Source organism: Paenibacillus ihumii, assembly GCF_001403875.1.
Lineage (GTDB): Bacteria > Bacillota > Bacilli > Paenibacillales > Paenibacillaceae > Fontibacillus > Fontibacillus ihumii.
The window spans coordinates 1,764,868-1,777,485 of the sequence record NZ_LN884299.1; the positions used below are offsets into that span (position 1 = coordinate 1,764,868).

At 53.3% G+C, this 12,618-nt stretch carries 11 protein-coding genes; 8 read left to right on the forward strand and 3 right to left on the reverse strand.

Annotated elements, in window-relative coordinates:
• Nucleotides 1–21: 21 nt before the first annotated feature.
• The gene (gene proB, locus BN2762_RS15465; RefSeq protein WP_055107822.1) at nucleotides 22–1,125 is read right to left on the reverse strand and encodes a glutamate 5-kinase; all 1,104 of its coding nucleotides are present in this window, start codon (nucleotides 1,123–1,125) and stop codon (nucleotides 22–24) included.
• A 431-nt stretch (nucleotides 1,126–1,556) separates the two neighbouring features.
• On the reverse strand, nucleotides 1,557–2,762 hold the full coding sequence (locus BN2762_RS15470) for a pyridoxal phosphate-dependent aminotransferase (protein WP_055107823.1): 1,206 nt from the start codon (nucleotides 2,760–2,762) through the stop codon (nucleotides 1,557–1,559).
• A 178-nt stretch (nucleotides 2,763–2,940) separates the two neighbouring features.
• On the opposite strand from BN2762_RS15470, the gene BN2762_RS15475 reads away from it, so the two are divergent.
• Nucleotides 2,941–3,750: a carbon-nitrogen family hydrolase gene (locus BN2762_RS15475; RefSeq protein WP_055107824.1), complete on the forward strand. Its 810-nt coding sequence runs from the start codon at nucleotides 2,941–2,943 to the stop codon at nucleotides 3,748–3,750.
• A 90-nt stretch (nucleotides 3,751–3,840) separates the two neighbouring features.
• Here BN2762_RS15475 and BN2762_RS15480 read toward each other — a convergent pair whose 3' ends face one another.
• Complete coding sequence (locus tag BN2762_RS15480) at nucleotides 3,841–4,761, reverse strand: LysR family transcriptional regulator (protein WP_055107825.1); 921 nt, start codon at nucleotides 4,759–4,761, stop codon at nucleotides 3,841–3,843.
• A gap of 196 nt (nucleotides 4,762–4,957) precedes the next feature.
• Here BN2762_RS15480 and lepB point away from each other — a divergent pair, with 196 nt between their 5' ends.
• From lepB to BN2762_RS15515, 7 genes are all read left to right on the forward strand, one after another.
• Complete coding sequence (gene lepB / locus BN2762_RS15485; RefSeq protein WP_055107826.1) at nucleotides 4,958–5,512, forward strand: signal peptidase I; 555 nt, start codon at nucleotides 4,958–4,960, stop codon at nucleotides 5,510–5,512.
• A gap of 284 nt (nucleotides 5,513–5,796) precedes the next feature.
• The gene (leuC, locus tag BN2762_RS15490; protein WP_187386539.1) at nucleotides 5,797–7,224 is read left to right on the forward strand and encodes a 3-isopropylmalate dehydratase large subunit; all 1,428 of its coding nucleotides are present in this window, start codon (nucleotides 5,797–5,799) and stop codon (nucleotides 7,222–7,224) included.
• A gap of 27 nt (nucleotides 7,225–7,251) precedes the next feature.
• Nucleotides 7,252–7,854: a 3-isopropylmalate dehydratase small subunit gene (gene leuD, locus BN2762_RS15495; RefSeq protein ID WP_055107827.1), complete on the forward strand. Its 603-nt coding sequence runs from the start codon at nucleotides 7,252–7,254 to the stop codon at nucleotides 7,852–7,854.
• A 298-nt stretch (nucleotides 7,855–8,152) separates the two neighbouring features.
• Nucleotides 8,153–9,637, forward strand: a complete 1,485-nt coding sequence (locus tag BN2762_RS15500; RefSeq protein WP_055107828.1) for an N-acetylmuramoyl-L-alanine amidase family protein — start codon at nucleotides 8,153–8,155, stop codon at nucleotides 9,635–9,637.
• Between the two features lie 49 nt (nucleotides 9,638–9,686).
• Nucleotides 9,687–10,283 (forward strand): GerMN domain-containing protein, encoded by a 597-nt coding sequence (locus tag BN2762_RS15505; protein ID WP_055110108.1) that lies wholly within the window; start codon nucleotides 9,687–9,689, stop codon nucleotides 10,281–10,283.
• A 240-nt stretch (nucleotides 10,284–10,523) separates the two neighbouring features.
• Entirely contained in the window at nucleotides 10,524–11,945 is a 1,422-nt protein-coding gene (locus BN2762_RS15510) for an N-acetylmuramoyl-L-alanine amidase family protein (RefSeq protein WP_055107829.1), read from the forward strand.
• Nucleotides 11,946–12,015: 70 nt separating this feature from the next.
• Nucleotides 12,016–12,615, forward strand: a complete 600-nt coding sequence (locus BN2762_RS15515; RefSeq protein ID WP_055107830.1) for a GerMN domain-containing protein — start codon at nucleotides 12,016–12,018, stop codon at nucleotides 12,613–12,615.
• Nucleotides 12,616–12,618 lie beyond the last annotated feature (3 nt).

Genomic DNA, 12,618 nt, shown 5'->3' on the forward strand with positions numbered 1-12,618 from the left:
TAAAATGTTGAAGCTTGCTATTTATAATTTTAATGAAATCCATTCGTCCCGGTGTATAACCTCAAGACGATGGATGCCTTCCAGCCTCTTAACGACTTCGGTGCCTGGGAGTCCCATAATGTCCTGCAATTGGTCGGAATCATAATTTACAATTCCCCGTCCCAGCGTTTCGTTGTTGCGATTTACAACTTCTACGACATCGCCGGCATGAAAATGCCCTTGCGCCTGTCTCACGCCGACGGGGAGAAGGCTCCGGCCGCCATGGATGAGCGCCTCCTCGGCCCCGGCATCCACGGTAAGTGTGCCTAGCGGCGTGGACAGAAATCCCAGCCATTGCTTCTTGCGCGGAAGAGTGGATGAGCGCGTCTCGAAGTATGTACCTTGTCCATGTCCTTCCAGGATGCTCTTGAGTTCGCCGGGCTGGGTGGCCTTTCCGATGAATACGGATACGCCGCTGCGGGTAGCGATTTTGGCAGCATCGATCTTGGAGCGCATGCCTCCCGTACCAACGGAGGAGCCGGCTCCCCCAGCGATGGCGTAGATCTCTTCCGTAATTTCATCCACCTGCCCGATGCGTCTCGCAGCCGGGTTAATGCGCGGGTCCTCCGTATACAGGCCATCCGTATCCGTAAGGATAATTAGCTGATCCGCCCGCAGCAGGTTAGCTACGAGCGCAGACAAGGTATCGTTATCGCCGAATTTCAGCTCATCGATCGAGACGGTGTCATTCTCGTTGATGATCGGCAGTGCATTGCGCTTCAGCAGCTCTTCGATGGCCATGCTCGCATTGCCCGTACGCTTGCGGTTCTGGAAATCGGAGCGGGTGAGCAGGATCTGTGCCGTGGCGACGCCGTGCTTGGATAGCGCTTCCCGGTAGCTTTGCATGAGCAGCGCCTGCCCTACGGCAGCAGCGGCCTGCTTCTCATGAAGCAGCCGGGGCCGCTCGGGGTAGCCGATTTCCCGGAATCCGGCAGCGACCGCTCCGGAGGTGACCAGCAGCACCTGGCCCAGCGACTGCAGGCTGGCTAATTCGGATGCGAAGTAGGCGATCGCCTCGCGGTTTAATCCTCCTTCCGGCGAAGTCAGCGAGCTGCTCCCTATTTTGACAACGATGCGGCGTAGCATGGAGATCACTCCTACAAAAATTATGATGAAAAGTAAAGCAGAAAAGCAGCAAAAACAACGTTCGAGGTGCTTTTAAGAAGGGAGACCGCTGTGATGTGGATTCGTTTATCGTAATAAAAAAACTTTCGCCCTTGCAGCGCAAAGGACGAAAGCTATACTTCCGCGGTACCACCTTTATTGATGAATAATCTCATCCGACTCATAAGCCCGGTAACAGGGGCGCTGTCCGGCTTATCGGCCGGCCGCTCGGGGATAGGGTTCCGCAAGGGCGAACGGTAAATTCTCGCAGCCTAAGGAATTTACTCTCTGGACGACGCTGGTCTGACGTACTGGTCCCGTCTTCACGTTTAGTTCAATTATATGAATTGAGATTAGAATTGGAATTACTGATAGAATACCACGCGCGCTCTGGCATTGCAAAGCAAAATGAGTCAGAACAGTCCAAGCTTGCCGATTCGCTGAACCGCCTCGCGCAGCCGTTCCTCGCTGCTCAGAAGCCCGACTCTGACGTAGCCCTCTCCATGCTGGCCGAAGCCGATCCCCGGCGCAACGGCGACCTTGGCTTCGGTGAGCAGCCTGCGGGCGAAGGAGGCCGAGTCCCAGCCATTAGGCACAGGGAGCCAGGCAAAGAAGGAGCCGCTTGGCTTGCGGGCCGCCCAGCCGATCCTGTCCAATTCATCAAACAGGGCGTTGCGGCGCGACTCATAGGCGGCCACAAGCTCGGCAACATTATCCTGCGGTGCGGTCAGGGCAACCTTGGCCGCTTCCTGGATGCCGCCGAACAAGCTGACGTAAATATGGTCCTGCAGCAAATTGATCAGCGAAATGATTTTCTCGTTCCCCAGCGCAAAGGCGACGCGCCAGCCAGCCATATTATAGGTCTTGGACAAGGTGTAGTATTCTACGCCTACCTCCTTGGCGCCAGCGGCCTGCAGGAAGCTGACCGGCTTGCGGCCATCAAAGCCGATAGCGCCGTAAGCGAAATCACTGGCAATGACGATTCCGTTCTCTTCGGCAAATTTGACCGTATCTTCATAAAAGGAGAGCGGAGCCGTGGCCGAGGTCGGGTTGTTCGGATAGTTCAGGAACATCAGCTTTGCCCGTTTCCGGTCAAGGGCAGAGATTGCTCCGTAGTCCGGCAGGAAGGCATTGTCCTCGCGCAGCGGCATGAAGGACATTTCTGCCCCGGCCAGGGCAGCACCCGACCAGTAATCGGGGTAGCCCGGATCGGGAACCAGGAGCAGATCGCCGGGGTTCAGCAGAATCTGAACGATTTGCACAAGCCCAGTCTTGCCGCCGAACAAGATGGCGACCTCTTTCTCGGGATCCAGGGTCACGCCGTAGTCTTCACGGTAACGCTGGCAGACGGCTTCTTTGAGGAAGCTATAGCCCTGAAAGGGCGAATACTTATGATACTGCGGATTGGCGACCGCCTGCTGCGCAGCCTCCACGATATGCTTAGGAGTAGGGCGGTCCGGGTTGCCCTGCCCGAGATTGATAACGTCATGGCCCTGCGAAATTTCCCGGTTCACGCTCTGGACGAGCGAAGCGAAAAATTGCTTCGGCAGCTTGCCCATCACGTCTGCGGCTTGAATTGGAAAAGGGAAGCTCCCCTGCGATTGACGATGTTGGCTCATATTCAACACTCCGGTCTATAGAATAACAATATTCATAATTTAACATGATTTATCCAATCTGTATAGAATGGATTAACGCTTGACGAAACGCGGTTTGCCGCAAAACGGTACTTGCATGCTTAAGTCAGGCCGCTTATGATGGTACTCAAATGATTTTACGGAGGAGAGGAGAGTCGGCATGACTCATCAGCAAACGTCATGGAATATCGCCATGATCCAGTGTGACGTACATATGGGAAGGCCCGCAGAGAATCGGGAAAGCGTCGGGCGCTGGATGGAGCAGGCTGTTAGCCAGGCCGTCAAGCCGGATTTGATCGTACTGCCGGAAATGTGGAATACCGGTTATGCGCTGCAACAAATTCATGAATTGGCCGACGTGGAGGGAAGCGAGAGCCGGGCGTGGATCTCCGCTTTCGCCCAGCGCCATAAGGTTCACGTCGTTGCAGGCTCGATCGCGGAGAAGCGCGGGGGAGAGGTATACAACACGATGCGGATTTTTGACCGCACCGGGCAGGAGATTGCAGCTTATTCCAAAATGCATCTGTTCCGGCTAATGCAGGAGGAGAAGCATCTGTCGCCGGGGGAGTCCCAGGTGACCTTCGAATTGGACGGACAAACCTCAGGCGCTTCCATTTGCTATGATATCCGCTTTCCCGAGCTGATGCGCACGCTGGCGCTAAGAGGCGCCAAGGTGTTGTTCGTACCAGCCGCATGGCCGCATCCCCGGCTGCACCACTGGCGCACGCTGCTGATGGCAAGGGCGATCGAGAATCAGATGTACGTCGTTGCCTGCAACCGGACCGGGCAGAGCGGACAGGATCATTTCTTCGGCCACTCGATGATTATCGACCCTTGGGGAGAGGTTCTCGCTGAGGGCGGCGAGGAGGAAGGCATCCTTACGGGACAGATCGATTTGTCCTTGGTGGATGACGTCCGTTCCCGAATTCCCGTGTTTGAGGACCGGCGTCCAGGTCTGTATCATTTATGATTTTAACTCGCTCGCTCGCGCTACAGGCGGGTATGATGCTAAAAAAGGCTGTCACCTGCTCGGAATGCAGCGTGACAGCCTTTTTTAGAGTTAAGACTCTTGCTTCATGCGCTCCTCGATGGTTGTGCGGAAAGTTTCGATGAAAGCTTCGGCTGCCTTGGACAAGTAGCGGCCTTTCCGGTATGCGATCACGAGCGTCCGGCTTGGAACCGGCTCAGCCAGCGGGACATAGACGGGGATCAGCTCGCTGCGTTTGGCCCGGGCGATAAAGCGCGGCACAAGGGTAATGCCCATTCCGGCGGCGACGAGCGATTGAACGGTCTCGATGTTATTGCTCTCGAACACGATATCCGGCTCAAAGCCTGCGCTCCGGCACAGATCAATCATGATTTTGCGGAAGCCCTGTCCCTTCTTGAGCACGATAAAGGATTCCCCGGCAAGCTGCTTCAGCGTGACGCCTCCCGGCGGGCGATTGCCCGGGTCAGCTAGATAGTGGTTCGGAGGGATGGCCAGGTCGATCTTCTCCTCGCCGATCGGCTCGTAGGTCAAGGAAGGCTCCTGCAGCGGCAGCGACAGAAGGCTGAGATCCGTGCCTCCGCCTGCGGTGAGCTTCTCCAGGTTCAAGGATGTATCTTCAAGCAGGTTGACCTGAATGTCGGGATACGCTTCTTTAAATGCCGGCAGCACATAAGGCAGCAGGTGGGAGCCTGTTATCGGCATGCTCCCGATCACGACGCGCCCGGCGCGGAGCTGGGAAATATCGTCCATCTCCTGGCGGAGCTGCTCGACCGCATCCATGATTTTGCGGGCATGCTTAATGAAGCTGGCTCCTGCGTGCGTAAGCTCGACGGTACTCGTATTGCGCTGGAACAATTTCACGCCCAGCTCCTGTTCAAGCTTGGACAATTGCTGACTGAGCGACGGCTGAGCGATATGAAGCTTGTCGGCCGCTCTGGAGAAGTTGCGTTCCTCAGCAATTTTCAATGTATATAGGAGCTGCCTTAATTCCATGAGATCACCTTTTTCTTGAATTGGTGTTTCGTTTTATGTTAAGTCTGTTAGCAAGTATTCTATAAGTATATCCTATCGTTTTTAAATAAAATATAGGACTAATTGATGCTTACAGTAGGCATCCTGCTCTAAAAATTTTATTATTGGGCAAGTTGGTTGTATAATATTCTAAATTGGAAATGGAGGTTGCCGTTCTATGAAAATATGGAAAGAGATCCGCGGCTGGGGAATATCTATTATAATTGGCTTTATAATTAGCATGTTCATCGGCATTTTTATCATTCAGCCCTACAAGGTGAACGGCCATTCCATGGAGCCTACGCTGGACGACAAGCAGCGGATCTACGCGTGGAAGATCGCGCAGACCTTGGAGAAGCTGCCGAAATATGAAGATATCGTCATCATTGACAGCCGTGTCGATCGCAGCCGCTCCTTCTGGGACAGCGTGAATGAGCATCCGCTGATTCGCATCCTGTCGGGCAATAAGAAGGAAGATTTCTTCTATGTCAAGCGCGTGATCGGTCTCCCTGGCGACACCATTGAAATCAAGGATGGCCAGGTGTACAGAAACGGCACCAAGCTGGAAGAGCCGTATATTAAAGAACAAATGAGGGTTGAACAGAGCCAAATTTGGGAGATTCCCGAGGATCATATTTTCGTCATGGGAGATAACCGCAACAACAGCAAAGACAGCCGCATGATCGGTCCAGTTCCGCTGGATCATATCATGGGGATCGAGGGCTTCAACTAGCTCCCCCGTTGGCTGAAGACAATGGAGTAGGTCCGAGTCAAGAGACTTTCCCGGCGCGAAGCGGTCGTGCTGTGAAGGTCTCTTGCATTTATAGGCCTTCTCCGGCTTTAAGGGCCATACTTCACCATTCTATAGTTAAATCCTATAACTATTATAGAAATTATATCTTGGATCAATGAACAGAGAGATGATATAGTAATGTCAACATACGAGGCGGGGATAGTGGACATTATGTGCAGCTAACGCTTCGTTACATGTTCGAATCCTTCAGTGGGGTGAATACGATGAGTAACGCTAAAAAGACAATGTATGAGAAAATTTGGGACAATCACGTGATTTATTCGGAAGAAGGGAAGCCGAGCATCATTTACATTGATTTGCATCTGGTGCACGAGGTAACCTCTCCTCAAGCCTTCGAGGGGCTGCGCCTCAGCGGACGTAAGGTTCGCCGTCCAGAGCTGACCTTTGCGACGATGGACCACAACGTTCCGACGAAGGACCGCTTCAACATTACAGATCCGATTTCCAAACAGCAGATTGATACGCTCTCCAAGAACTGCCGCGATTTTGGCGTAACGCTGTATGACCTGGATACGATCGATCAGGGCGTCGTACACGTTATGGGTCCAGAGCTTGGACTTACCCATCCGGGCAAAACGATCGTCTGCGGGGACAGCCATACGTCCACGCACGGTGCCTTCGGGGCGCTTGCCTTCGGAATCGGGACGAGCGAGGTTGAGCATGTGCTGGCTACCCAGTGCTTGCAGCAAGCCAAGGCGAAGACGCTGGAAGTGCGTTTTGTCGGCAAGCGCAAACCCGGGGTTACGGCCAAAGATATGATCCTTGGCGTCATTGCCAAGTACGGAACGGATTTTGCAACAGGCTATGTCATTGAATATACGGGTGAAGCGATTCGCGAATTGACGATGGAAGAAAGAATGACGGTATGTAATATGTCCATCGAAGCCGGCGCAAGAGCAGGCTTGATCGCTCCGGATGAGACGACATTCGAATACCTGCGCGGCCGTGAGCATGTGCCGCAAGGCGAAGCGTTTGACCGTGCCGTAGCGGAATGGAGAAGTCTTACTACAGACGAAGGCGCCGTGTACGATCGCGTCGTGGAATTCGACGTTGATTCTCTGATCCCGCAAGTGACTTGGGGAACGAGCCCTGGGATGGGAACGAGCATCACTGCGAACGTGCCGAATCCAAGCGATTTCGCAACGGAGAACGAGCGCAAGGCGGCCGAGAAGGCTCTTGAATATATGGGGCTTACTCCGGGCACGCCTATGACGGACATCGAGATCGACTACGTATTTATCGGGTCTTGCACGAACGGCCGCATCGAGGATCTTCGGGCTGCAGCAGAGATTGCCAAAGGCTACAAAGTGTCCGACAAGGTAACGGCTATCGTCGTTCCAGGTTCAGGCCGCGTTAAGCTGCAGGCCGAGAAGGAAGGCCTGGACAAAGTCTTTATCGAAGCTGGATTTGAATGGCGCGATGCAGGCTGCAGCATGTGCCTTGCCATGAACCCCGACGTTCTGAAGCCGGGACAACGCTGCGCATCCACTTCCAACCGGAACTTCGAGGGACGTCAAGGCCGCGGCGGCAGAACGCACCTCGTATCTCCGGCCATGGCGGCGGCAGCGGCGATCAAGGGCCGCTTCGTGGATGTCCGCGAATGGAATGTGAAGAGCGAAGTCGTTAGCTAACGAAGGCGAAAGAGGGGAGAACTAATCATGGAAGCTTTTATCAAACATACAGGCATCGTCGGTCCCGTGGACCGCGTAAACGTAGATACCGACGCAATTATTCCCAAACAATTTTTGAAACGGATCGAGCGTACCGGATTTGGGCAATTTCTGTTCTATGAATGGCGCTTTGATACGGAAGGCAACGAAATTCCGGAATTCTCGCTGAATCAACCGCGCTACGCAGGTGCTTCAATCCTGATTTCCCGCGCCAACTTCGGCTGCGGCTCCTCCCGGGAGCATGCGCCTTGGGCGATTCTAGATTACGGCTTCCGCTGCGTCATTGCACCGTCCTTTGCAGATATCTTCTACAACAACTGCTTCAAGAACGGCATTCTGCCGATCAAGCTCTCCGAGGAGCAGGTCGAGGAGTTGTTCCAGCGGACTGAAGCGCATGAAGGCTATCAATTGACGGTTGATCTGGAGAATAAGACAATTACGGATCAGAACGGTTTGAATATTTCGTTCGATCTGGATGAGCATCGTCGCCAGTTTCTGCTACAAGGCCTGGATGACATCGGACTTACCCTTCAGCATGAGGATCTTATCTCTGCTTATGAAGCGAAGAGAGCAAGCCGTTCGTTTGCTTAACGTTATCCCGGCTTAACCGGCAGCCCCGGGAGTCTAACTCTATTAGACTCCGGGGCTGTCTATTTTTGTCTATTAATAGGACAGGAATCTATGAAACTCTCGTTCAAATTGTATTAGACTCTATGATCGGGACGAAATTTCTGTTAGTATGGGATTAATTAGAAGAAGAGAAATGAACGTGCCATTGCATGTCCTATGATGGTGTCGGATAGTGTCGAGTTAGGGTTGATAATGGTGCCGGGGAGACGGAAGACCATGACAGCCGTGGGCGGAAAATAAGGGATTGGTAGGGGATACGATGAAGAAGTTAGGTTTTCTGTTGATGCTGGTTGCGGTGATATGGGCTTTGCCGGGCATGGGACAGGCCTCCGCCGCCAGCAATTCGATCTTCCTGGATGGCCAGGAATTGAAGCAGCCGGATAACGCGCAAGCGGGTCTGGTTCACGGTAGCGTAATGGTTCCGATTCGTGTAATATCGGAAGGTCTTGGCTACGAGGTTGGCTGGGACAAGCAGACCGGAACGGTGACGATCAAGCAGAACGGCAGATCGATCCAGCTTATCATAGATAATGATAAGGCCGCTGTTGATGGCAGCGAGGTTGTGTTGTCCGCTCCACCAATGCTGCAGGGGGATACGACGCTTGTCCCGCTGCGTTTCATCGGGGAGCAGATGGGGCTTAAGGTCAGTTGGGATAACGAGACGAAATCAGCGCATTTGTACAGCCCGGACGGAGGCTCAGGCGGCGGAGCCGTCACCGGCGGAGCAAGCGCGCCTCCTGCGAGTGAAGATGATGCCGTGAAGTCGCCCGTCAACCCGCCGGACGCTTCTGATAGCAGCGCTCCCGAAGCACCGGCTGCGGGTGATCTGTCAGGGGAGCTTGCATGGATCAGCGGCCTAAGCTTCAGCGACAACCGCCTGGTGGTGGCGACCGATCGTGCCGTAACCCCGCACGTCTTCAAGATGAACGGCCCGGAACGGGTCGTGATCGACGTGCCGCACGCTCAATTGGCCGACAGCTTCAGGAGCACGCTGCCCATGGAGTCGGAGAACCAGGGACAAATGGCGGTCGAGGGCTATCCCGAAGTGGCGCAAATCCGCTACTCGCTGTTCAGCAATGATCCGTCTACGATCAGGATCGTCATGGATTTGAATGAGAGCAGAGAATTCGTGGTTACCCAGGAGGGCGGGGCGTTTATTGTCGAATTGACCCTGGAGAAGGCGGATCCTGTGATACCAGTAAGGCCGGACGGAAAGAGACTGGTTGTGATTGACGCTGGTCATGGTGGAAAGGATCCAGGCACCTCGAGCTTAGCCGGCGTGCTGGAGAAAGATATCAATCTGGCCATCGCGCTCCGGGTAGATGAGCTGCTGATGCAGGAGCAGGATATCATCACCGTGCTGACGCGTAGTGAGGATACATACCCAACGCTCGACGAGCGAGTGCGGATAGCGAACGAGGAGCAGGCGGATATTTTCATTTCTATTCATGCGAATAGCGGATCCGCAGCGGCCTCTGGAACGGAGACGCTGTATAGCCGGGACGTCAGCATTCCCCTTGCGGATACCGTTCACAAGCACCTCATTGAAGCGACGGGTTTGAACGACCGCAAGGTGAAGTATCAGAACCTGAAGGTGACGCGCGAGACGATAATGCCTGCTATTCTTGTCGAAACCGGCTTTCTGAGCCATCCGGAGGATGAAGCCGTGTTGAAAGATCCTGTCGTTCAGGATAGAATTGCAGCAGGCATCGTTGCAGGGATCAAAGAGTACTTTGGTTTATAACCGATATGACGAGGCCGGTTACGGAAACTATAAGGAAGGGGGAATCGATTTGAAAAAGTTTATCATGGTTGGAGCGGCGCTTGTGCTTGCGCTTGCGCTGGCAGGATGCGGGCAGAAGCCGCAAACGGCTCCCCAGGGAACAGAGCAGCCGCCAACAGGGATGGCGGAGCAGCCGTCTCCTGCCCCGGGAACGGACTCTAATGTCTCTCAGGGGGCAGGTCAGAATGATACAAATAATACGAATACTGAGGAGCCGAAGCTGCAGACGGTGCAAGTCGAGCTGTATTATACGGATGATAACTTGATGGAGCTGACCAAGGTGCAGCGTGACATCCAGTTCCGGGAGGATAAAGACAAATATGCCGAAGCCTTCAAGCAGCTGCAGGTAGCGGAAAGCGGCCTGTTCTCGCTGTGGGAAAAAGTGATTTTGAAGAAGGCATCCTTCGGGGATGGAGAGCTCCATATCGATATTCAATTGCCGGACGAGGCCCGCTTGGGGTCAGGCGGCGAAGCGCTGGCCATCGAAGCGCTGAAAGCGACGATGTTCCAATTCGACGAAGTACGGAGCCTCGAGCTTACCGTGGATGGAGAGCAAGTGGAAAGCCTTATGGGGCATGTAGAGCTGGAGCATCCGATGACGCGCTAAAATGGGATGCTATAACAGTGTAACGATAGGATCTGAAATGGATGAACTGGACTATTTCCAATGACAAGTCATTGGAAATAGTCTTTTTTAGTTTAACCAGGGACTATGGTCGGAAAAAAGGAAAGTTACGCAACTTTTAGGTAGGTGGGGCGTCTAATATGTCGTCTGGTGATGTCGAGGAAAAGCAAGCTCAATCATCGGTCATCACGAGGCAAAATTTAAGGATGGTAGGGGTGACGGATGAAAAAAATTGGTTTTTTGATGTTTTTGCTTGTATTTATTTTTGCTTTTCCGACGATAGGACAAGCTGCCGGAGGCGGCACAAGCATTTATCTGGACGGAAAAGCGCTGGACTTGCCCAAGAATGGCCAGGTTCAGAACGTGAAAGGCAATGTGATGATTCCGATTCGTGTCGTCATGGAGCAGCTGGGTTTTGACGTCGTTTGGGAGAAAGGGACGCGCACGGTAACTATAAAGCAAGCCGATACAACGATTAAGCTGATTATTAATCAAACAAGCGCTAGTGTAAATGGGCAGAAGACGCCACTGAGTGTTGCGCCGATGCTAAAAGGGGATACGACGCTCGTGCCGCTAAGATTTGTTAGCGAACAGATGGGGCTTACCGTAGGCTGGGATAACGCAACGAAGACGGTTTACTTAATTACCCCGGATCAAACCGGCGGAAACACAGGGGGAGGAACTACCGGAACCGGCGGAAGCACGGACAACGGCTCAACCAGTCCGGTACCCGAAGCCAATTTGGCTGCCGTCAAAGGCATCGGCTTCGATGCCAATCGCCTCACGATTGCAGTCGACAAGAATGTAACCCCAAAGGTGTTCAGCCTGACGGGGCCGGACCGGCTAGTCATCGATATTCCGAATGCCCGTTTTGACGAATCCTTTTCCAGCAGCCATTCGCTGGATGCTTACCAGAACGGCTATATGGATATCAATGGTTACCCGGATGTAACCAAAATCCGTTATTCGCAGTTCAGCGATAATCCGCCCACGATACGAGTCGTCATGGATCTGTCAGGAGCGAGAAACTATTCCTTGCAGAATGGCAACGACGGTTACGTCATCGTGGATTTAAATGTCGATCAAAGTTACCCGCCGCGAGGCAACGGCAAACCGTTAGTTGTTATCGATGCCGGCCATGGCGGAACTGATCCAGGCGCCATTAGTGTGACGAGCAAGAAGGAGAAGGATTTCAATCTGACGATTGCCAAGAAGGTTGAGCATTTATTGAAGCTGGAAACCGAGTTGGACTATGTGCTCACGCGCAGTACGGATGTTTATGTAACGCTGAAGGATCGGGCGAAGCTCGCCAACGATATGAATGCGGATCTGTTTGTGTCATTGCATGCCAATAGCGGGTCGGCCACGGCCAGCGGCGTGGAGACGTATTATACCAGGAAGGAGAGCCTTCCTTTTGCCAACGTCATGCATAAATATCTGGTTGAAGCATCCGGGCTGCCGGACCGCAAAGTACGGGCGAAGAGCCTGCATGTGACTCGTGAAACGACGATGCCGGCAGTATTGCTGGAGTTTGGCTATTTAAGCAACAAGAATGATGAGGCGCTGCTGTTCACGGAGAATTTCCAGAACAGTGTCGCTCAGGGAGTTGTCGACGGAATCAAGGATTATCTTGGTTTAAAATGATAGGCGCTAATTAAATGCTTGTTCAGGAAGCCGGTTTACCGGCTTTTTGAATCTAAAGGAGGAAGCGACCATGAATAAAAAAATTTGGCTGTCCTGCATGTTGATCCTTCTGCTTGCAGTGGCGGCAGGGTGCGGACAAAAGCCAACAGGATCCAGTGCGGAGGGAGAGAACGGAAATGCGGGCAGCGTTGGAGCCGGGCAGACCATTCAAGAGCCGCCGAATAATCCTGCAGCCCATGACGCAGGCGATTCGAACGAGGGCTCCTCGCAGGAGCAAGTCAAGAAGCTGGTTATTCAGACCTATTTCACGGATGATCAACTGGATGCATTGATTGCCAAGGAGAAGGAAATTTCGTACAGCAGTGAGGAAGAAAAGTATGCGAATACCTTGAAGGCGCTGCAGCATAGCGAAGAGCCTGGACTCCTGCCCCTCTGGGGGAAAGTGGAAATCAAGCAGCCGGTGATGAAGGACGGTCAGCTGACGATCGATCTATCGCTGCCGGACGGGGCGCGGCTTGGATCTGGGGGGGAAGCGTTAGCCGTGGAATCACTTACGAAGGCCCTGTTTCAATTTGAGGAAGTGAAGGCGATCGAAATTCTTGTTGACGGTCAGCAGGTAGAAACGCTGATGGGTCATGTCGAATTAGAGCATCCTTTTCAAAGAAAATAGCAA